Genomic DNA, 22405 nt, shown 5'->3' with positions numbered 1-22405 from the left:
GCTAACATGAATCCAGTAATTGAAACCATTTTAAATCATCGATCCATTCGAAAATTTAAGGATCAACCATTATCAAAAGAACAGATTGAGCTAATTGTCAAAAGTGCACAAGCAGCTTCTACTTCCAGCTACATTCAAGCGTATTCGATTATAGGTGTGAGTGATCCAGCGAAGAAACAGGCATTATCAGAAGTGGCAGGAAATCAGGCATACGTTGCCAATAATGGACACTTCTTTGTGTTTTGTGCGGATTTACATAGGCATCAGAAGATTGGTGAATATGAAGGAAGAAACGTAATGCCTTCTATCGAAAGTACTGAAAAATTTATGGTGACTTTAATAGACGCAGCACTTGCTGCTCAAAATGCAGCGGTTGCAGCAGAATCAATGGGGTTAGGACTTTGTTATATTGGTGGAATTCGTAACAACTTAGAAAAAGTGGCAGAGATATTAAAAACTCCAGACCATGTCATTCCATTATTCGGACTTGCAGTCGGTTTCCCAGATACTCAAACGGATCAAAAACCAAGACTTCCGTTAGAGCATGTGTACCATGAAAATGAGTATCAACAGGATGAAGCTTTGTATAAAAAGCAAATCGAAGAATATGACCAGCTCATTCAAGCGTATTACATCAAGAGAACAAGTGGGAAACGAGATGACACATGGTCAACTCAAATGTGCGAAATGTTAGAGAAACAATCTCGTATGTATATGAAAGAGTTTGTCCAGAAGAAAGGGTTAAACTTAAAATAAAACAAAAAAACTGCTGACTCAGTGTCAGCAGTTATTTTTTGTTTGTTCCTGGTTTGTCGTTGTATCCAGCAGTAAAAATAGCAGCTAAGAAGGCTACACAAACGCCTAAAATCAAGATCGTGCTCATGATTATCCTCCTCTATGTACCACGTCTTTAAAAAACCTTTTCTTATTATACCCTAATCTTCATTTTTTGTGAATGAACGTCGCTATTTTGTCAAATTTGTTTTTGGGTTTGTAGCCGGGGGTTTGTAAAATTGCTTTTTTATTTTATGGAAAGCCGGTTATTGGGGATAAACCAGATTTATGTTCTAGTTTTTAAACCTGAGTCTCAAAAAGAGGACGTAAACCAGATTTATGTTCTAGTTTTTAACCCTGAAGCTCAAAAAGAGGACATAAACCGGATTTATGTTCTAGTTTTTAAACCTGAGTCTCAAAAAGAGGACATAAACCGGATTTATGTTCTAGTTTTTAATCCTGTGTCTCAAAAATAGGACATAAACCAGATTTATGTTCTAGTTTTTAAACCTGAGTCTCAAAAAAGAGGACGTAAACCGGATTTATGTTCTAGTTTTTAACCCTGAGTCTCAAAAAGAGGACGTAAACCGGATTTATGTTCTAGTTTTAAATCCTGAATCTCCAAAAGTGAACATAAACCTAATTTGCCATTTTTCGAATAACCCACCAAACCCACTATTCATTACAATCTCATTAAAAACAAATCTCCCCACCTGACTTGTTTATTCTAATCATGTTCACGTGGAAAAGCGCATAAAGTATATTAATCGTCTCGATTTCAGCGTCAGGGGGAGGTTCATATGGATATTTTAAAAAAGATCGAGAAATATCGAGAAGAAGAAGGAAACATGCGATGGGAAGGGACGTTTGCAGAGTATTTAGAGATTGTTAAAGAGAAGCCTTGGGTTGCGCAAAGCGCTCATTCACGCGTTTACAATATGATTAAAGATGCTGGCGTGGAGGAAGTAGACGGTAAGAGACGGTATTCTTTCTTTAGAAATCAGATCTATGGACTGGAAGAAGCGTTGGAACGCCTAGTAGAAGAGTATTTTCACCCTGCAGCGAAACGATTAGATGTTCGAAAGAGAATTCTATTGTTAATGGGACCGGTCAGTGGTGGTAAATCTACATTAGTCACCATGCTGAAAAGGGGGCTGGAAGCTTATTCACGCACAGATCGAGGGGCTATTTATGCAATCAAAGGTTGCCCGATGCATGAGGATCCGCTTCATTTAATCCCTCAACATTTACGTGACGAATTTCACCAAGAATATGGAATTCGAATTGAAGGAAACTTGTCTCCACTCAACATGATGAGGCTACAGCAGGAATACGGTGGTCGAATTGAAGATGTAGTAGTCGAAAGAATTTTCTTCTCAGAAGACAAACGTGTTGGGGTTGGAACGTTTTCACCTTCTGATCCGAAATCACAAGATATTGCTGATTTGACAGGAAGTATTGACTTTTCAACGATTGCACAATACGGGTCCGAATCAGACCCACGTGCTTATCGTTTTGACGGAGAACTCAACAAGGCGAACCGTGGTTTAATGGAATTCCAAGAAATGCTGAAATGTGATGAGAAATTCCTCTGGCATTTACTTTCTCTTACTCAGGAAGGGAATTTTAAAGCTGGCCGTTTTGCCTTAATTAGTGCTGACGAAATGATTGTCGCACATACAAATGAAACTGAATATCGCTCATTTATTTCAAATAAAAAGAATGAAGCCCTGCATTCACGGATTATTGTGATGCCAATTCCGTATAACCTAAAGGTGACGGAGGAGGAGAAAATATACGAGAAGATGATACGTGAAAGTGATGTATCGGATGTTCATATTGCGCCGCATACCTTGAAAGTGGCTGCGATGTTTACGATTCTAACTCGCCTGAAAGAACCGAAAAAAGGTGATGTAGATCTTATTAAGAAAATGAGATTGTATGATGGAGAAAATGTAGAAGGCTATAACTCTGCTGATGTGGAGGAGATGAAGAGGGAATACACGGATGAAGGTATGAGCGGGATTGACCCACGTTATGTCATTAACCGGATTTCTTCAACCATCATTCGCAAAGAAGTTCCTTCCATCAATGCTCTAGACGTTTTAAGAGCATTAAAAGAAGGACTTGATCAACATCCATCGATTACACAGGAACTAAAAGAAAAATACTTAAATTATATTTCATTGGCTCGTAAAGAGTATGATGATATTGCAAAGAAAGAAGTCCAAAAAGCGTTTGTTTATTCGTATGAAGAGTCTGCGAAAACACTCATGGATAACTATCTCGATAATGTGGAAGCATACTGCAACAAGGTTAAGCTTCGTGATCCATTAACGGGTGAAGAAATCAATCCAGATGAAAAACTAATGCGTTCGATTGAAGAGCAAATCGGAATTTCTGAAAATGCGAAAAAAGCATTCCGCGAAGAAATCTTGATTCGAATTTCAGCTTATGCCAGAAAAGGAAAGCGATTCGACTATAATTCCCACGACCGTCTTCGTGAAGCGATTCAGAAGAAATTGTTTGCTGACCTGAAGGATGTCGTGAAAATTACAACGTCCTCCAAAACTCCAGACGAACAGCAGTTGAAGAAGATTAACGAAGTTGTAGCGCGCTTAATTGATGAGCACGGCTACAACTCCACATCAGCGAATGACCTCCTCCGATATGTGGGAAGTCTCTTAAATCGATAGAAGGAAAACCCCTTACTTTGTTGAAATAGGAGTAAGGGGTTTTTTAGGTGGTGAAATGATGAAAAAGAATATATATACAATTTTAATTATTGTATTTTTAGTTATTGTGGCGGCCAATCATATTTGGCAGAAGCATCAGTTAGAAGAAGCGCTTCAAAAAAATCAGTTCGCTAAATCCTATTTAGCAGATACCTTTCATGGAGACACGCTTTCTACGCAATTGAAAAAGACTATCGAAAATCCATCACCCGGGAATTTTAGTTTTCTGTTTACGCTATGGGATATAACGCATAATAATATAGGGATTCTGCTTCGTATGAATGAGAGTCAGTTGGAGTGGGAGGACCAAGTATATTCATGTGCCAATCAAGTAGGGGCAATGTTGTTAACCTATTCGAATCCAGAAAGTGCTGGTTTTGAAGAGTCTCGCTTGCCCGATTTAGAAGTACTTCTAACTGAATGGGAAGAGTTTAAGCGTCAAAATGCCAATAATAATTTAAACGGTGTAGATAACTCATTGCACCTTGCCAAAACATATAAAAATTTCTGTGAAAATACAGAAATAAAGTGGCCATAAACTAACTTCGATTACCCTATAGTAACCTGCAATTTATAAAATAGGGAATGGGTGAAAAGTGAAGTGGACAAGAAATCCGTTATTCACTCAAAAATGTATGTTTCAAGACTTTCGCGGACAGAGATTCCGCTATTTGGCCAAAATTAGTGAAAACAAACCCCAAAATGGCTAAATAGCGGAACGTGGGTCCGATTACTCCCAAAAAACCGGCATTTTTATAAAAATACCGGAACCCATGTCCGGCAACAAAGCGTCAGGTGTAAAACTAGAACGCGGATCCTGTGCCAGCTACGACAGATTAGAAATAAGCCCTTTAGTCATCCCCAACCTCAATCTCATACTGTATCGGGTCCGGCACTCGTCCGTATTCCTTCAACTCTTCATTAGACCGCATATGCTCCATTTGTTTACCCAAAAACTTCGCATCTTCCATATTTAAAACCATCGAACCATTCTCTATTTTTTCAAGTTTGTCCTTATACTGTTTTTCTTTCTTCCGATCCAAAACCATCACCTCTAGTTTTTCTTTTACTGATATGTTTCCCTTTTTAAAAAATATAAACCAATCTAGCATAATCCTACTTTTCTATTAATAGAATGCTAGTGATAGATAAACGTTCTGTTAATAGAGGAGGATTTAGATGAAGAAACTGAAGAAAGCAATCGTTCTATTACTATTATTTTTCATTATGTATGTGGGGGTTGAACCCTTTAAGGCCAGTGCTAACGCAACTACAAAAACTCAAAAAGAGATACCCGTCGCACTTGTTATTGAAAATAAACTATTATCTTTTGAAAAAGAATTCCCATATATAGCGAATAAAACAACCTACGCTCCTATTCAAACCTTTGCAAAAAGTTTAGGTGTATCTATCGAGAAGAAAAAAGAAGGAGAAATTCAATTAAAAAAGGGGAGTAAATCTTTATTTTTTTCTGCAAGTAAACAAACCGTTACGTTTGAAAGTGGAAAATCACAGCTTATTACATTCTTTAAAAAAGATGACACATGGTTTGCTCCAGTAAGATTTATAGGAGAATATTTCGGGTATCATGTAGATTCTGTTTTTTCGAATAAACATCATATTGTGAGACTAACGAAGGACTCAAAGCTGTCTCACGTTCAATATTTTGCAAGCAGTGAGAAAGAACTTGACAAATATTATGAACTAATCGCTTCTTTAATCAAACCGAAGATTTATTTGACATTTGATGACGGACCTACAGCTGCATTGGGAAGTATTTTAGACACACTGAATGACTACGACGCGAAGGCAACCTTTTTTATGTTAGAACCGTATATGAGGGAATATCCAGCTCTTGTGAAACAGCTTGTTCAAGACGGGCATTATCCGGCTTTGCATAGCGTCTCTCATGATAAAAATAAATTATATAGAAGTGCTTCACCATCAGCATTTATAAACGAGATGCTTCAAACACAGGAAACCCTTTATCAACTGACAGGAGAATATTCCTTTTTAGTTCGAGCGCCATATGGAAGTAAGCCATACTTAAATAATCAATATTTGGATGCGTTAGTTTGGGAAGGGATGAAGATGTGGGATTGGAATATAGATCCACAAGATTGGAAGTATGAAGCGAAGAAACCTGAGATGATTCTAGAGAATATTAAGACACAGGTGGAACAACGTGAGAAATCAAATGAGCCAATGGTGATTTTACTGCATGTTCGAAACGGGACGGCAAAAGTGTTACCTTCAATCGTTGAATATTTACAGAACAAAGGATACGAATTGGCACCCTATCATCCGAATGAACATTTTCAGATGAACTTTTGGAAAGATGAAAGACTCTGATGTCCATGTTGTCCGTGTTGAATGGTGTCCAAAAAATGGAATTAGTTATCGGCCCAATTGTCGAAATCGTTTGGAAATTATTTCGAGTTCATGCATAGTATAGAGTAATCACTCTAATGGTTCCCTTTATATATTAACTTGAAAAAGGGTAGAGTGGTCCAGTTTAAACCGTCATGTTATGGTATGCAGGAAGGTTGGATCGTGTGTCAATGGAATAAAATAATAGGAGGGGAAAAAATGTCACAATCAGACAATGGTCAGTTTGTCGTGTCACAAGAAGATTGGTCCCTCCATCGAAAAGGGCACGATGATCAGCAACGACATCAGGAAAAAGTGCAAGATGCCATACGCAACAATTTACCGGATCTCATTACTGAAGAAAACATCATCATGTCTAATGGCCGCGATGTTGTCAAAATACCTATTCGATCCTTGGATGAGTATAAAATTAGGTATAACTATGATAAAAACAAACACGTTGGTCAAGGAGATGGAGATAGCCAAGTCGGAGATGTAATTGCGAGGGATCCATCTAATCAAAAAGGGCCAGGAAAAGGTCAAGGAGCGGGAGACCAAGCGGGCGAAGATTATTATGAAGCTGAAGTATCACTTATGGAAATTGAGGAAGCCTTGTTTAGTCAGTTAGAACTTCCGAATCTGAAACGGAAAGAAAATGACGAGCATATTGTTGAAAATATTGAATTCAATGATATTCGTAAAACAGGTTTGATGGGCAATATTGATAAGAAGAGAACAATGATGACCGCTTTTAAGCGGAATGCGATGACAGGGGAACCTAGCTTTTACCCCATTTATCCTGAGGATTTAAAATTTAAGACATGGAACGAAGTGAAAAAACCAGATTCTAAAGCTGTTGTTCTTGCCATGATGGATACAAGTGGATCCATGGGAATATGGGAGAAATATATGGCTAGAAGCTTTTTCTTCTGGATGACTCGTTTCCTTAGAACAAAATATGAAACAGTGGAAATTGAATTTATTGCGCATCATACCGAGGCAAAAGTTGTGAGTGAGGAAGATTTTTTCTCTAAGGGAGAAAGCGGGGGAACGATTTGTTCTTCTGCCTATAGAAAAGCATTAGAACTGATTGATGAGCATTATTCTCCAAGTCGTTTTAACATTTATCCTTTCCATTTCTCTGATGGGGATAACTTAACATCGGATAACGCACGCTGTGTAAAGCTAGTTGAAGAACTGATGAAAAAATCCAATATGTTTGGCTATGGGGAAGTCAATCAATACAACCGCCATTCAACCCTCATGAGTGCTTATAAAAATGTCCGCAATGAAAAATTCCGCCACTATATCTTAAAACAAAAAGTAGACGTATTTCACGCCATGAAGGCCTTTTTCCATAAGGAGGAGGAAGGATCAAAGGCATATGCATAATTTGGAAGTCAGTCCATTTTGGGGCTGGCTTTTTAAAGGAGAAAATATACAGAATCCCTTATAAATTTGCAAATTTGTATTTCTTTCCAACATTTTTGTAGTATAGTAAAGGTACATATTTTTGTAATTTTCAGCAATAAATGTTGTGACTACTATCTTGTACTTACTTTTTATAATATTTATACTTTATTCAACTCAACTTACTTGGTAAAAGGTTATCATGAAACATCTCATAAATAAATAAGGAGGAGCTTTGGTGGCAGATCAACATGATGATAGTCAGGATAGACGCAATAATAACCATCATTTAAGTCAATTAGCATCAGTAGGTCAAGTTGCAGCAGGTATTGCACACGAAGTCCGGAATCCACTAACCGCTGTGAAGGGCTTTTTGCAGCTACTAGAAAACGAGGGTAAGAAAGAATACATAGAAATTGCACAATCTGAGTTAGAGAATGCGCTAACGACGTTAAATAACCTTCTCCAGGTTTCTAAACCTGACTTAGAGGAAGAAGAAAGTCAAACTTTCCTTGTAGCGGTTGAACTCCAGTCCGTACTAAATTTATTTCAGGACAAAATCTATGAAGTAGAATTAGTCGTCGATTTGAAAAACGATGATGCAACGGTATATGGAAAGAAAAATCAGTTTAAGAAAGCTTTTTTTAATCTGATCAAAAATGCATTTGAGTCCATCCCTGGAAAGGGTAAGATTGAAATAAAGCAATATGCTACAGAGAAAGAAATCTTTTTGGAAATCAAAGACTCTGGCATCGGGATTCCAAAAGAGAAAATTGCCATTTTAGGTACACCGTTCTTTTCAACAAAGAATCAGGGGACAGGAATGGGCTTGACTCAAGTATTCTCAGTTGTGTACCAACATGGTGGGCACATTCAAGTCGAGAGCGAGGAAGGAGTAGGGACGCAATTCACACTATCTCTACCTAAAAGTCTTTCAACAAGAAAAAGAGGAGTGGTCAAGTTGGATTTAAAATACGAAGAAAGCTATACCATTAAAGACTTTGTAAGAGAAAACAGAGATTCCTTTGAGGATCGTCTGCTTGCACAAGCCATTAATGTAAAAGATAAAATTGAGGAAATCCTCGAAATCGGAAATATCAATCTACTAGATAATGCTCAAGTTCTATCATTCTATGTAGTAGAAGGGCGAGAAAATGAGTTAATTCAATTTGCTAAACAAGAAGGCGTTTTATGGGCGAAATATTCCTTAACGCTAGCTTTCAAGCTTGAGTGGGTTCAGGCAATCCGAAGAACGCTTTGGGATTTTCTCTATAACTTCAAACTAAAAGGTAATCCCCAAATGGAGTTAGAAGACTTTTTTACACTCGAAAAGAATATTAACGAATTGTTTGACCAGTTCCTTAACTATTTCTTTATTAGCTACTCTAAATATAAAGACGAACAGCTACAATCACAAAGAAAGTTAGTGGAAAGCCTCTCTGTTCCGATTATCCCGATTTCTCCATACATAAGTATTTTACCTATCATCGGGGAAATGGACTCCTATCGAGTTCAGACCATTGAAGAAAAAGTCATCCATGAGGTGAGTCGCCAACGAATACATACTCTTATTATGGATTTATCCGGTGTTGGCCTTATGACTACGGAGACCATTGAGCATTTCATGAAAATTATTGATGGTATTTCACTAATGGGTTGTAAAACAGTGATTACTGGGGTGCACCCTGACCTAGTCAGAACGATTGTAGGTTCAGGCATCAGCTTTGAAAAGAAAGCTGATACAAAGGGAACATTGCAGCTAGCTCTAAAAGACTATATATGGGTTGCGAACGAGGCTAATCCCCCGAAGAAAGACAAGAAAATACTTAATTAAAGGGAGGCTGAGCCTTCCTTTTTTAGTTTCATGGCTCCTCCAACTATGATGTTTGGTGTGACTGAATACGATGAAAAAGGAAATATAGTAAACGCAAAGCTATCCTATAATGGTAGTGGATATAGTAATGGGGATGCAAAGATTGATTTTCTGATGCATGTTAATCCAAACGATCTTGAATCTGTTCAATAGAAGGAGAAATGTTCTTGCATGTGGAAGTAATGGATATGTAAAAAAAGGGGGACAAGATATGAACAATTATACGAAAGAAAACCATAAGGTTAATCGCTATTCCATTGATGACTTTTTAAACTCTGAATCTATCATGTATAACTCACTTTCCTATAAAGGAGATAAGGTCCTTTACTCAAGTGATAAGACTGGAGTATACAATGCGTTTAGTGTATCTATACAAGACAAGGTAATTAAGCAGTTAACAGCCTCAACGGAAAACAACGTGTTCCCGGTATCCTATTTCCCGAATGACGATCGTTTCCTTTATTTAAGTGACAAAGGCGGAAATGAAATTTTCCATTTATACGTTTGTAACGAAAATGGTGAGGTAACTGAACTAACAACGGATGAGAAGGAACGCGCTATATTTTATAGCTGGAGTCAGGATGGTCAGTCCTTTTTCTATGGATCGAATAAGCGGGATCCACGTTTCATGGATGTTTATGAAATGAGTGTGGGGACCTTTAAATCTCGTGTTCTATTTGAAGATAAAGAAGGTTATGAGTTCGGAGCTATTTCACCTGATAAAAAATGCATCGCATTAAGTAAGGTAATCAATAGTAATCATTCAACCTTGTATTTATACGATGTGGAAACAGGGGAAACCAAGTGTGTTAGTAAGGGAGAGGGAGAATTCCAATCACAACCTCAAACATTTAGTCAGGATTCTAAGGAACTGTACTACCTTTCTGATGAGGGATATGAATTTTTATACCTTAAGAAATGGGACACAGTAACGGGAGAAGAACAAGTAATAGCCAAAGAAGATTGGGATATTATGAATGCTCGTTTCTCCAAGCAGTTTACCTATCTTCTGTACAGTACAAATGTGGATGCTCGAACGGAAATATCCATTCTTGATATGCGCTCTGGCCAAAAAGTACAAATGAATGATGTTCCTGTAGGACAGATTACCAGTATCAAAGTTTCACAGGATGAAAAAACAATAAGCTTCCTACTAAATAGTCCGACATCACCTAACAACTTATATGCTTATAATCTAGAGTCACAAGAAATGAAGCCATTAACTAGTACATTGAATCCGTCTATTGAAGAAAGCGATTTGGTGAAGGCGGAAGTGATTCGTTATTCATCATTTGATGGCCTAGAGATTCCTGCGATTTATTATAAGCCACACCTTGTAGAAGGTGAAAAGGCTCCTGCCCTAGTATTTGTCCATGGTGGTCCTGGTGGTCAATCTAGACTTGATTATAACCTGCAGTTCCAGTATTTAGCGAACCAAGGTTACGCTATACTTGCGGTCAACAACCGAGGAAGTTCTGGATATGGGAAGACTTTCTTTAAGGCAGCTGATTTAAAGCATGGAGAGATTGATTTAGCTGATTGTGTAGAAGGAAAAACATATCTTCAAACCTTAGCCCATATCGATGCTGATAGGATTGGCATCTTTGGTGGAAGCTATGGCGGTTATATGGTTCTGGCTGCATTAGCTTTCCGTCCAGATGAGTTTAAAGTGGGTGTCGATATTTTCGGTGTTTCCAACTGGGAGCGTACATTAAAGAGCATCCCTTCTTGGTGGGAATCTTTCCGTGATGCTCTCTATCAAAAGCTGGGGAATCCTTATACTCAAACAGACTACATTCGAAGTATCTCGCCGCTGTTCCATGCTGACAAAATTACGAAGCCTTTGATTGTTTTGCAGGGAGCCAATGACCCTCGTGTTCTAAAAGTTGAATCCGATGAAATTGTTGAAATTCTTGAGAAAAATCAAGTGCCGGTCGAATATATTGTATTTGACGATGAGGGGCATGGATTTACGAAGCGTGAGAATCGAAAAAGAGGGTATGAAGGGATTGTTACGTTTTTAGACCGTTATTTACGATAAATGCAACAGCATGAAGTCAGCCTGAAGGGGTTGGCTTCTTTTTTTGTGGGAAGGGCTTTGTACACAAATTAGAACCAGCGGGTTTAGCCGGACACACGATCCGTTATTTTAATTAAAAAGCCGGTTTTCGGGGTGCGAGCGGACACACAATCCGCTATTTGGCAGTTTAGAGGGGTTTTTGACATGAAAATGACTGAATAACGGAACCTCAGTCCGGATAACCATCGAATGCATGGTTTTTAGGGCAAATAGCGGAACCTATGTCCGCTTGCATGGACTGCGGGGTTCTAGCCGGACACACGATCCGTTATTTTAAAAAAAAGCCGGTTTTCGGGGTGCGAGCGGACACACAATCCGCTATTTGGTAGTTTAGAGGGGTTTTTTGACATGAAAATGACTGAATAACGGAACCAGAGTCCGGATAACCATCGGAAACATGGTTTTTTGAACAAATAGCGGAACCAGAGTCCGCATATAGGACCGGCCAAACCTTGCGAACACACAATCCACGATTCTGAATTAACTGGAATTTTTAAACTTATGATAAAATATTAGTAAAGTAGATTCAAAAATCACCTCACAACATCCCCTATTTTATTTTCCTTTTAATTAATCTCATAGAGAACGGAGAGTGCCAATGGAATCAGAGTTAGCAAAAATACAACACAAAAAATTATCGAAAGGAAAGCTATTAAAAAGCCTCATCTTTGTTCCACTCGGAGCTATTTTTGTAGCAGTGGGACTTGAAATCTTCCTAGTTCCCAATCAAATCATTGATGGTGGAATCGTCGGTATTTCGATTATTTTTTCTCATTTAACTGGGATTAAACTCGGTCTTTTTCTATTTTTCCTAAACCTACCTTTCTTTTTCTTGGGTTATAAGCAAATAGGGAAGACATTTGCATTCACTACATTAGGTGGGATCACGATTCTGTCCATATCCACACAATTTTTACACCCCGTACCAGGGTTAACAGATGATCCACTGTTAGCTGCTGTCTTCGGTGGAATTATTCTTGGAATTGGTGTGGGGCTGGTTATTCGGAACAGTGGTTCACTGGATGGAACTGAAATCCTAGCAATTCTCTTTAATAAGAAGACACCTTTTTCTGTTGGAGAAGTGGTTATGTTTTTTAACTTATTTATTTTGGGTAGTGCAGGATTTGTTTTTGGTTGGGAAAATGCGATGTACTCACTCATCGCTTACTTTATCGCATATAAAATGATTGATATTACAATTGAAGGATTTGAGTCTTCTAAGTCGGTTTGGATTATTAGTGACTTTCATAAAGAAATTGCCAATGCACTTAATGATCGGTTAGGTAGAGGCGTTACTTATTTAAATGGTCAAGGGGCCTATACAGGTGACAGCAAACAAGTGATTTTTTGTGTCATTACGCGTCTTGAAGAAGCAAAGCTAAAAAGTATCGTGGATGACATTGATCCATCAGCATTCCTTGCTGTGGGAGATATTCATGATGTCAAAGGTGGTCGGTTCAAAAAACGAGATATCCATTAAATTGGAAATCGAATTACCTTGATTTTTTCGCAATAAAGGAATACAATATTCAACTGTAAGAAAAGTGTATCCAGCCTTCGTACATTTATATCTTGCAAATATAAATTAACAGGTGGTTGATTGAAAATGACAGAGAAAGCTTACAGAGTATTATTGTATTATCACTATGTAACGATTGAAAATCCTGAAGAGTTTGCAAAAGCTCACTTGAAATTTTGTAAAGAAATTGGACTAAAAGGTAGAATTCTGGTTGCGAATGAAGGGATCAATGGTACGGTTTCTGGTACGGTCGAACAAACAAATCAGTACATGGAAGCTATGAAAAATGACCCGATGTTCGCTGACATGGTCTTCAAAATTGATGAATCAGATGGACATGCTTTTAAGAAAATGCATGTGCGTCCTAGACCAGAGCTTGTTACACTACGTCTGGAAGATGATATCAACCCTAAAGAATTAACAGGGGAATATCTAGAACCAAAAGAATTTTATAAGAGAATGCAAGAAGAAAATACAATCGTGTTAGATGTTCGGAACACATATGAATATGATTTAGGACACATTAGAGGTGCGATTCGTCCTGATGTTGAAACGTTCCGCGATACTCCAAACTGGGTTCGTGAAAACAGGGAACTTCTAGAGGGTAAACGAATTTTAACGTATTGTACGGGTGGAATTCGTTGCGAAAAATTCTCTGGTTGGTTAAAACGTGAGGGTTTCGAAGATGTTGGTCAACTTCACGGTGGTGTTGTAACGTATGGTAAAGACCCTGAAGTTCAAGGTGACCTGTGGGATGGACAGCTTTATGTATTCGATGAAAGAATCGCCGTACCTGTTAACCGTAAAGAGCATGTGATTGTAGGAAAAGACTACTTCACTGGTGAACCTTGTGAACGTTACGTTAATTGTGCAAACCCAGAGTGCAACAAACAAATTCTAGCCTCTGAGGAAAGTGAACATAAATATATGCGTTCTTGTTCTCACGAATGTCGTGTACACCCAAGAAACCGCTATGTAGTGGAACACGGCCTCAATAAAGAACAGGTTGAAGAAAGACTTCAAAAGATTGAGAATGAAAAATCTGTTCAAGCCTAATATACATTAAATGAAACCCGCTTCTATCGAGGAGCGGGTATTTTGGTGCACTATAAGGAAGTATAAAATTTTAGCAAAGAAGTAATTCGACGTAGGAAAAATTTCAAGGTATATAGTATAAGGGCAACTACGCCTCTGTCTTCGCCTAAAGGCTAGCCAATCGGCGAGTTTTCTTTATATAATAGGAAGAAAAGGAAATGGGGAACAGGATGATTAAATCCGTATTATTTGATTTTGATGGAACACTAGTAGATTCTAAGAAAGTTTTTATTAACGTTTTTAATAAATTAGCAGATAAATATAAATTTGATAAGCTAAAGTGGGATGATGTCGAAGCTATACGTAAAATGCCCATTATTGAGCGAGCCAAAAAACTAAATTTCCCAATGCATAAGCTGCCGCTAATGGCAAATGATTTTAGCCGCCACTTTAAACAAAATATGAATCAAGTTTTATTAGTGGATGGAATTAGACAGTTACTTTCAGACCTAAAGAAAAAGGGCTATATGATTGCTATTATTTCATCGAATGACGAAAAAAATATCCGACAATTTTTACAGGCTCATCAGATCAATCAAATCGATGAAATCATGTGTTCCAGTCTTATCTTTGGTAAGGATAAGATGATAAAAAAATATTTAAAATCTAACCGATTATCACCAAATGAAGTTATTTATGTGGGAGACGAAGCTCGCGATATCGTAGCCTGCCGAAAAAGTGGAATCCAAGTCATTTGGGTAGAGTGGGGATACGATGCAAAAGAGCTAATTGAAAAGGAAAAGCCAGATTTTATGGTTGAGGTTCCTGGCGATATTTTGAGGATTGTTTAGTTTTTATTAGAAATGTTTGTGTAAAAATGTAAAATATTTGTAACAATCTAAGCCCCCTTTTCGACCAATGGTGAAAGGGGGTATTTTCTATGTCGTTTTTTAGAGTTCTATTTCTTGTCGTACTGACACTATTCGTAACAGCTTGTCAAAGTGGGAAAGATGAGGCAGAATCTCTCTCAAATGAAGTACACGATTCTGCAAAGACCATGGAAGAGGCTTCAATGGATTCAAAAGCAGAAATCCTGGTCCCAATATGGAATGGTTCAGAAACTGATAACATGATTTTTGAAGAATATGGTACAAACCCATTTGTTTCAACTGAAGATGACACATTATCAACATTTGCGATGGATGTAGATACTGGCTCGTATTCCGTCATGAGGAATTATATTAAAAGAGGATCGCTTCCACCGGATGATGCTATACGAGTAGAAGAATTTGTGAATTACTTTAAGTCGAATATGAAAGCTCCAACCAATGACACGTTTGCCGTCCATGTAGATGGAGGTAAGTCTCCGTTCGGTGAGGGCTACCATTTGTTGCGTATTGGAATAAAGGGAAAAGAGATTGAAGTGGAAGAGAGAAAAAACGCGAATCTAATCTTTGTCATTGATGTATCAGGATCCATGAATCGCGAAAATCGTTTGGAATTGGTAAAGAAAAGCTTAAGAGTTCTAGTAGATGAATTACAACCACAAGATCGAGTAGGAATTGTTGTTTATGGTTCAAGAGGTCGTGTCGTATTAAACCCAACAAGTATTGATGAGAAAGACAAAATTCTCGATGCTATTGAGGAACTACAACCTGAAGGATCTACAAATGCAGAAGAGGGGCTAACACTGGGGTATGAGCTAGCCCGTGAATATTTTACAGAAGGTGCCATTAACCGAGTCATTTTAGCTTCTGATGGAGTAGCGAATGTCGGCGAAACCGGTCATGAGGAGATTTTGGAAAAGATTAAAGACTATGCCAAAAAAGACATTACATTAAGCACATTTGGTTTTGGGATGGGTAACTATAATGATGTCCTCATGGAGCAGCTTGCTAATGATGGAGATGGAAATTACGCATACATTGACAGTTTTTCAGAAGCGAGAAGAATCTTTATGGAGGAGTTAACCGGTACACTCCAAACAATCGCAAAGGATGCTAAAATTCAAGTCGAATTTGATCCAGCTAAAGTAGACCGTTATCGCTTATTAGGGTATGAGAACCGTGATGTAAGAGATGAGGATTTTAGAAATGATTCGGTCGATGGTGGAGAAGTGGGTGCGGGTCATTCTGTGACGGCTCTATATGAAGTGAAGTTAAGGGATGATACAACCGAACTAGGAGAAGTAAGAGTAAGGTTTTTTAATGATGAAACGGGTGAAGTTGAGGAAATCAACCAAGCCGTATCATTTGAAGGAGACAATCTCCCTGAAGATCTCAAGTTCTTAGCTGCGGTTGCTGAATTTGCGGAAATCTTACGTGGCAGTTATTGGGCGAGAGAAAGCAGCTTGGAGTCGGTATTAGAGCTTGCGCAGGACTCAGCACATGCGGAAGAGCATTATGCATTTATTGAGCTTGTCAAAGATGCTATGGCACTTAGTCGGGAGTAATAATGAGTGGTGTGGAAAGTTGTTATTAAGTTTGTTAAATATCTTTTAATGGTAGGGGTTCATATAGGATAATGGTGATGTAATGGACGTGCCAAGAATCTTTGGGGGAAACTCCAGAAAGAAGGAAGTGTAACAGATGAATTTCGAAACGGTTATGCAAGAGCTTGAAGCACTCGGTAAGGAACGATCGAAAAAAATGTACATCTCCAATGGTGCACACGAGCCCCTTTTTGGCGTTGCAACTGGAGCTATGAAACCTATCGCAAAGAAGATAAAAATAGATCAGCCTTTAGCGGAAGAGCTATATGCCACAGGGAACTATGACGCCATGTATTTTGCGGGTATTATTGCAGACCCAAAAGCTATGACGGAGTCGGATTATGATCGTTGGATGGATGACGCGTATTTTTATATGCTTTCTGATTATGTTGTGGCTGTCACTTTATCGGAATCAGATATTGCACAAGACGTTGCGGATAAATGGATCGCAAGTGGTGAAGAGCTGAGAATGTCAGCGGGCTGGAGCTGCTACTGTTGGCTTTTAGGAAATCGTAAAGACTTTGAATTCTCCGAAAGCAAAATTTCAGGGATGCTTGAATTGCTGAAAAAAACAATTCACGATGCACCAGAACGAACAAAATCAAGTATGAATAATTTTCTATATACCGTTGGGGTTTCCTATTTGCCACTCCATGATGAGGCAATTGAGACGGCAAAAGAAGTAGGGATCGTAGAAGTCAAACGGGAAAATAAAAAGAGTAGTTTCCTGAATGCATACGAAAGTATCTTAAAAGAAGTGGATAAAGGGAGAATTGGCTTCAAGCGGAAATATGTTAGATGTTAAAGGATAGAGTAAGGTGCGGTGTTCCAACAGAGAATGGCCGCTCTTTTTTTCAATCGCTGTTTTTGTAAAGATAGTTGATTATTGCACATGTAATTAAACCGCAGTTGATTGGAGTGGAAGGTGCTTGACTCCTGTGGGAGGAAGGGACAAGGGAGACCCCGCAGGAGCGAAAGCGACGAGGAGGCTCCCGGACCGCCCACGGAAAGCAAGCACCTGCAACGGAAATCAACCTCCAATGTTCATAGAACCAACTATTTTGTCAAAAGCAACAAAGTATACGATAATAGGCTTCTTAATTAAAGGGGGAGAGAATGATAAAAAATTCATTATATTTTTTCATCTGTATATGCTTATTGGTTTTCGGACTATTTGGTTGTGGTACAAGTAATAACAGTGAGGGAAATCTAAGTAAGGAACCGAAAAACACCGATGAATCGAAACAAGTGGATGATTTCAATGTAACTATATATGTTAAGAATAGGGAAAAAATCATTCACGTTTATGCCACCATCACTTATACGGGAGAAGAAGCAGAAAAAGATATTTATCATGGTGGGAGTATTTTTTACTTTAATGTCTATCAGCTAGATGGGGATTTTGAATATTTCGGTGCGATGGATCAACCATTATTGAAAACAACATTAATTCAAAATGTGCCCCACAGAGTTCAATTTGGTGAGATAACAAATATGAATGTAAAGCCAGGTACTTATGAATTTGAAGCTATTGCTGATTTTTCTTTGGATTCAGATGATGTAGTCGGAACAAAAATTGAAATTCCTGTTTCTAGGGTTGAGGAAATTGAATAAGTTAGGGAGCGTTGAAACAAGGTTTTATATATGTGAAGTTCTGCATTTCACATTCATTTGAAAACAGCACTTTTGAAAGACCTTCCGAAGTACAGTATAATGACAAAGGCCAACTACGAAAATAGGATGTGACTTCATTTGGAAGGCAAAATTGGATTTATCGGATGTGGCAGAATGGCTCGAGCCATTATTGAGGGCATGCTTAGCTCAGAAATCGTCAAGCCACAGCAAATTATGGCGAGTGCAGCAACGGATGATACATTAGATCAAGTTGCTGAAAAATATGGAATTAAGGTGACTAGTGACAATAAGGAAGTAGCGGAAAGAGCGAAATACCTTTTCCTGGCAGTTAAACCGAATCTTCATCAAAAGGTGATTGAGGAAATAAAATTAACGGTTAGTGAGGAAACCATTGTCATCACAATGGCGGCAGGAGTTACATTAGACTTCTTACGTGAATCGTTCGGAGAAAATGTAAAAGGGATTCGCACAATGCCGAATACACCGTCTCTTGTTAGAGAGGGAATGACGGTCTTAAGTGTCAATGATAATGTAACAAAGGATGAGCTTGAGGATACTTTGGTGCTACTTGAAACCTTCGGGAAAGTTGAGGTTGTCGCGGAAAGGTTGATGGATGCAATCCCAGCGATCAGCGGTTCTTCTCCAGCTTACGTCTATATGATGATTGAAGCGATGGCAGATGGTGGAGTCAGCCAAGGAATCCCACGGGATCAGGCCTATAAATTAGCAGCTCAAGCTGTACTTGGGGCTGCTAAAATGGTGTTAGAAACTGGTATTCATCCAGGTGAATTAAAAGATCAGGTATGTACACCGGGCGGCGCAACGATTGAAGCTGTTGCTACTTTAGAAAAAGCAGGTTTTCGTTCGGCGATTATTGCGGCGATGGACAGCTGTACGGAGAAGTCGAAGGATATGAAGGGATAATAGAGGAGGAGAATGCGCGGCTGGTTCGTTAAAGGGAATTTTTCCGCGTATTCTCTTTTTTTATGGGGTTTTTTAATGGTGATGTGGTTTGTGATTGGATAGATGAAGGGAATTTGGGGTTGTAGCTTTAAATTTTGGCGTTTTAGTGATAGAAAATTGGGTTTTAGCGTTAAACTTTAGCGTTGTAGTGGTAGAAAATATGGGAGAGCAGCACGGGAAGCATGGGGTGAGTGCGGAAATTGTGTTTTGAGTGCGAAAATTTGATTTTGGGTGCGTAAATGTTGATTTGAGTGCGAAAATACAGATTTAAGTGCGAAAACCGATTTGAGTGCGGAAAGGGAGGGTTTGAGTGCAAAAAAATAATTTTGAGTGCTAAAACCCACAACTTGAGTGCGGCCTCGGCCACAGCCCAGCCCACTACTACTACGTAAAGAACTCCCAATCCAACCCAAACAAAAAACCCTGCTCAAAGAACAGAGTTTCAACAATCAATGTTTAGTTCGTTACTTCTTCCTTCTCATAAATAGGCACCCAACCTTCAGGTGTCACGAAAATACGAACAGCCACAACTTTACGATCTTCTTGTAAAGTGAAGTAGTGACGCACGTTTGGTGGAACAGAGATTAAATCCCCAGGGTTTAGGTAAACTTCAAAGAAACGACCATCTGCCCCTTGAATAATGAACACCCCATGACCACTTACAATGAAACGAACCTCATCATCTGTGTGGTGATGCTCTTGTTTAAAGTTTTGAAGAAGTTGATCTAAGTTTGGTGTCGTATCAGATAGAGAGATTACGTCTTGTGCTTGGTAACCACGACGCTCTGAGATGTCAGCAATTTCACTAGCAAATGCATCTAAAATTTGTTGCTTTTCTTCATCACTTAATGCATACTTCTCACGTAATCCTTCAGGAAGCTGGTTGATATCCCATTGCTCATAAATAACACCTTGTTGGTCTAGAAAAGCTACAACTTCTTCTTGATTTTCAATGACTTCATTGGTTCCTTGGATTTTAATCGTTGTCATTTCAGTTTCCTCCTAATTGGTTTGTAAAGTTTTTTTCAGCTGCAGTAGCTGCAATTGATATTGAAATAAAAACTCACTTGCCTCTAATAATTTCTTCGCTTCGAATCCAGTGCGGCCCCAAACGGTGATTCCGTGATTTCGGATTAACACAGCCCCAGAGTCACCAGAGACATAATCAGAAAATGCCTCGGCTAGCTGCGGAATGTCAGCGTAGTTTGGAATGATGGGAATTGTAAGCTCCGCATCTTCATCCCAAAGGTCAAAGGCTTTAATCAGCTCTTGCCCTTTAAATGCTATGGAACCTTCGTCCCCGTACAATTCTGAAATGACATTGTTCGCCACTGTATGAACGTGGAGGGAACAGCCGGCATTTGTTTTTCGATAAATTTCACAATGCAACAGTGTTTCAGCTGAAGGCTTTTCATTGGTCGGTTCAGCCGGAAAGCCTTCACCGTCTACGAGTAAAAAATCAGCGTTTGTCGTTTTTCGTTTATCCTTACCACTGGCAGTTACTAGAAATTGAACAGGTATCCCGGAAACCTTGATGGCCAAATTCCCACTGGTCCCCATGAACCAATCCCGTTCAGCAAGTTCTTGTTTGATTTCCGCTAGTTCAACCCATTTTTCACTGTATTGACTCATACCTGCACCTCCAACTCTTTTTCTAACTGTGTAATGCACTCAAAGAAGCTTTCAAATGGAGTGTGAGGAAGCTTTAACTCCTTGCATTTTTCTAATAAAAAGTCTCTCGCGAACACGTGGTCAGCTTGCTTAGCAATTTGTAGGTCTGTAATGGAATCCCCGATTACGATAGTTCGTTGGTTCGTGGAAGCCAGCTTTCTTAAAATGCTCGGCTTACAGCAACCACAATGGTTTGAACACTGATCATCACAGGTATGTGGCCATAATATTTCAATCGTCTCACCATCAAAGTTCGATTCATTACAGTAAATGCCGCTGAATGGACCAAACTCTTGTAAAAGAGGATAGACAAAGAAGTCAATCCCACCACTCACGATAAAAAGAGGAATATCATGCTCGCGAGTAAAAGAAACAAACTCCTTAAACCCATCTCGGATTTTCGCGTGCCCCAAGATAAAATCAATGATTTCTTCTTTCGCGCTAGTTGGAAGAAGGGAGAACATCTTCCCCACACCCTCTTTTACTGAAATGGTCTGGGATAGAACATCGTCTTTAATGGCATTCCACTCAGGTGGAGCAAACCGTTTCATAATGGCGATAATGTTATCGGTATTTGTGATGGTCCCGTCAAAGTCACAAAAAATAATGGGTTTACTCATGATGTCGTAACCTCCGCAGCTCCCCATAGTTCGATTGCTTTTTTCAATTCAGCACTCGTTTCTGCTTTTTCCTGTAGGGTGATTCCAGCCAGAACGGCATCGACTGCTTGAGTGAAGGCTTTTCCTCCACCTGCTGCCCCATCAGGATGACCGTGGACACCGCCCCCTGCATTGATTACGCAGTTCACACCATAGTCTCGTAGAATAAGAGGGACGAGACCAGGATGGATGCCAGCAGATGGAACCGGAAATGCTTGTTTCCATGCACTTTCTTCCGTTAATGCCTGCCCAATTCCGAGTGCTGCTGATTTTTCAAGAGCTACACTTCCGTATGGGGAAGGGAACAAGGAGAAGTCTGCCCCACTCAATCTGACAAGCTTTCCAAGTAAAAGCTCATGAGAGAACCCGTAATCTTTAGAAGATGTAAGGGCTCCACTTACAGCAGGGTGTGCCATAATAGGAAGTCCGATCTCATCATCTTCCCGTAACTCAGCTAAAACATCTAAACCGTAGGCAAAAACGTTGAAAAGGAGGGCGTCTGCACCGAGCTCTCTTGCTTTTCGAGCTTTGTCTTTTAAAGAAGATGTACGACCTGTTAAGTTCACCGCATATCGAGTTCTTTTCCCAGTCTCTGAAAACACTTGGTCCAGGATTTCTTTACCGGCTGTGATTCTTTTTTCAAAGGGCGTTAGCGGGTTTTCGAAAAGGATCTCATCATCTTTAATAAAATCTACTCCGCCTAAGGCTTGGTTTCTTAATTGAACGCCAAGGTTCTCTAAGTCTCTTCCGATCGCCGCTTTAAAAATACTCATAATCAATGGACGGTCATAAACGTCAACGAACTCACGAATTCCTTCAATCCCATATCGAGGCCCTGTAAAAACATGGCTCCAGCTGGACGGAAACTCTAAATCTATTAGCTTTACTTCCCCATCTAGTGATAATTTTCCAAAAACAGTGGTTAAAACCGCTGGTAAATCTTCAGAAAAGTTTAAGGTTGGGTAGGCTATTTTAATGACACCATGTGTGGCGGAGTTAGTTTGCTCCAGTACCTCGACGCTCAGAACGCGTCCTTTATGTTTGGATAATTGCTGTTGCTCGATTGAAGGTAAATCCGTCCAAGACCCCACTGTTAACCCAATGGAAATGGACTCTGCCTTTTTTTCTAAGTTGTGTTTCGTATCTTGTATCAAATAAGTGGCGATTACTTCACTCATGAGTCAACATCC

Annotated in this window: 20 protein-coding genes; 15 read left to right on the top strand and 5 right to left on the bottom strand. The window is 39.2% G+C overall.

The annotated features are described in order from the left end of the window. Positions 1 to 6: 6 nt before the first annotated feature. The 3 genes from nfsA (at position 7) to ABDZ91_RS19800 (ending at position 4047) form a co-directional block, all read left to right on the top strand. Complete coding sequence (gene nfsA / locus ABDZ91_RS19810; protein ID WP_343803072.1) at positions 7 to 756, top strand: oxygen-insensitive NADPH nitroreductase; 750 nt, start codon at positions 7 to 9, stop codon at positions 754 to 756. Between the two features lie 818 nt (positions 757 to 1574). After that, entirely contained in the window at positions 1575 to 3470 is a 1896-nt protein-coding gene (locus tag ABDZ91_RS19805) for a PrkA family serine protein kinase (protein WP_343803069.1), read from the top strand. A 58-nt stretch (positions 3471 to 3528) separates the two neighbouring features. Beyond that, positions 3529 to 4047: a hypothetical protein gene (locus ABDZ91_RS19800; protein ID WP_343803066.1), complete on the top strand. Its 519-nt coding sequence runs from the start codon at positions 3529 to 3531 to the stop codon at positions 4045 to 4047. 313 nt (positions 4048 to 4360) lie between these two features. Here the strand turns inward: ABDZ91_RS19800 and ABDZ91_RS19795 are convergent, their stop codons facing one another. Then, positions 4361 to 4552: a hypothetical protein gene (locus tag ABDZ91_RS19795; RefSeq protein WP_343803064.1), complete on the bottom strand. Its 192-nt coding sequence runs from the start codon at positions 4550 to 4552 to the stop codon at positions 4361 to 4363. A gap of 136 nt (positions 4553 to 4688) precedes the next feature. On the opposite strand from ABDZ91_RS19795, the gene ABDZ91_RS19790 reads away from it, so the two are divergent. The 12 genes from ABDZ91_RS19790 (at position 4689) to proC (ending at position 18846) form a co-directional block, all read left to right on the top strand. Continuing rightward, entirely contained in the window at positions 4689 to 5861 is a 1173-nt protein-coding gene (locus ABDZ91_RS19790; protein WP_343803062.1) for a polysaccharide deacetylase family protein, read from the top strand. Between the two features lie 237 nt (positions 5862 to 6098). Continuing rightward, the gene (gene yhbH, locus ABDZ91_RS19785) at positions 6099 to 7271 is read left to right on the top strand and encodes a sporulation protein YhbH (RefSeq protein ID WP_343803059.1); all 1173 of its coding nucleotides are present in this window, start codon (positions 6099 to 6101) and stop codon (positions 7269 to 7271) included. A gap of 256 nt (positions 7272 to 7527) precedes the next feature. Next, positions 7528 to 9123, top strand: coding sequence for an ATP-binding protein (locus ABDZ91_RS19780; RefSeq protein WP_343803056.1), 1596 nt, complete (start codon positions 7528 to 7530; stop codon positions 9121 to 9123). 57 nt (positions 9124 to 9180) lie between these two features. Next, positions 9181 to 9315 (top strand): hypothetical protein, encoded by a 135-nt coding sequence (locus ABDZ91_RS19775; protein WP_343803053.1) that lies wholly within the window; start codon positions 9181 to 9183, stop codon positions 9313 to 9315. A 58-nt stretch (positions 9316 to 9373) separates the two neighbouring features. Then, positions 9374 to 11203: an alpha/beta fold hydrolase gene (locus tag ABDZ91_RS19770; protein WP_343803050.1), complete on the top strand. Its 1830-nt coding sequence runs from the start codon at positions 9374 to 9376 to the stop codon at positions 11201 to 11203. Positions 11204 to 11840: 637 nt separating this feature from the next. Next, entirely contained in the window at positions 11841 to 12722 is an 882-nt protein-coding gene (locus tag ABDZ91_RS19765; RefSeq protein ID WP_343803047.1) for a YitT family protein, read from the top strand. A 126-nt stretch (positions 12723 to 12848) separates the two neighbouring features. Further along, positions 12849 to 13817 (top strand): oxygen-dependent tRNA uridine(34) hydroxylase TrhO, encoded by a 969-nt coding sequence (trhO, locus tag ABDZ91_RS19760; protein ID WP_343803044.1) that lies wholly within the window; start codon positions 12849 to 12851, stop codon positions 13815 to 13817. 197 nt (positions 13818 to 14014) lie between these two features. Beyond that, positions 14015 to 14647, top strand: a complete 633-nt coding sequence (locus ABDZ91_RS19755; RefSeq protein ID WP_343803042.1) for an HAD-IA family hydrolase — start codon at positions 14015 to 14017, stop codon at positions 14645 to 14647. Positions 14648 to 14736: 89 nt separating this feature from the next. Continuing rightward, positions 14737 to 16248 carry a vWA domain-containing protein gene (locus ABDZ91_RS19750; RefSeq protein ID WP_343803039.1) on the top strand — a complete coding sequence of 504 codons (1512 nt, stop codon included), beginning with the start codon at positions 14737 to 14739 and terminating at the stop codon, positions 16246 to 16248. A 136-nt stretch (positions 16249 to 16384) separates the two neighbouring features. Further along, positions 16385 to 17092 carry a DNA alkylation repair protein gene (locus tag ABDZ91_RS19745; RefSeq protein WP_343803036.1) on the top strand — a complete coding sequence of 236 codons (708 nt, stop codon included), beginning with the start codon at positions 16385 to 16387 and terminating at the stop codon, positions 17090 to 17092. Between the two features lie 311 nt (positions 17093 to 17403). Continuing rightward, positions 17404 to 17901 (top strand): hypothetical protein, encoded by a 498-nt coding sequence (locus ABDZ91_RS19740; protein ID WP_343803033.1) that lies wholly within the window; start codon positions 17404 to 17406, stop codon positions 17899 to 17901. A 138-nt stretch (positions 17902 to 18039) separates the two neighbouring features. After that, positions 18040 to 18846, top strand: coding sequence for a pyrroline-5-carboxylate reductase (gene proC, locus ABDZ91_RS19735; protein WP_343803030.1), 807 nt, complete (start codon positions 18040 to 18042; stop codon positions 18844 to 18846). A gap of 495 nt (positions 18847 to 19341) precedes the next feature. Here proC and ABDZ91_RS19730 read toward each other — a convergent pair whose 3' ends face one another. From ABDZ91_RS19730 to ABDZ91_RS19715, 4 genes are read right to left on the bottom strand one after another with little or no spacing between them, the layout of a single operon-like run. Then, positions 19342 to 19875 (bottom strand): 1,2-dihydroxy-3-keto-5-methylthiopentene dioxygenase, encoded by a 534-nt coding sequence (locus ABDZ91_RS19730; protein ID WP_343803027.1) that lies wholly within the window; start codon positions 19873 to 19875, stop codon positions 19342 to 19344. Between the two features lie 12 nt (positions 19876 to 19887). Next, complete coding sequence (locus ABDZ91_RS19725) at positions 19888 to 20517, bottom strand: methylthioribulose 1-phosphate dehydratase (protein ID WP_343803024.1); 630 nt, start codon at positions 20515 to 20517, stop codon at positions 19888 to 19890. Next, positions 20514 to 21176, bottom strand: coding sequence for a 2-hydroxy-3-keto-5-methylthiopentenyl-1-phosphate phosphatase (locus tag ABDZ91_RS19720; RefSeq protein ID WP_343803021.1), 663 nt, complete (start codon positions 21174 to 21176; stop codon positions 20514 to 20516). Before ABDZ91_RS19720 ends, ABDZ91_RS19725 begins: the two co-directional genes overlap by 4 nt. Further along, positions 21173 to 22393 carry a 2,3-diketo-5-methylthiopentyl-1-phosphate enolase gene (locus tag ABDZ91_RS19715; RefSeq protein ID WP_343803018.1) on the bottom strand — a complete coding sequence of 407 codons (1221 nt, stop codon included), beginning with the start codon at positions 22391 to 22393 and terminating at the stop codon, positions 21173 to 21175. The genes ABDZ91_RS19720 and ABDZ91_RS19715 overlap by 4 nt, the downstream gene beginning before the upstream one ends. Between the last annotated feature and the right edge of the window lie 12 nt (positions 22394 to 22405).

The sequence above is a fragment of the Bacillus carboniphilus genome, from assembly GCF_039522365.1.
In the GTDB taxonomy this organism is placed as follows: Bacteria; Bacillota; Bacilli; order Bacillales; family JC228; genus Bacillus_BF; species Bacillus_BF carboniphilus.
The sequence above is the reverse complement of the archived record's forward strand: the minus strand, read 5'-3'. Positions and strand labels throughout refer to the sequence as shown.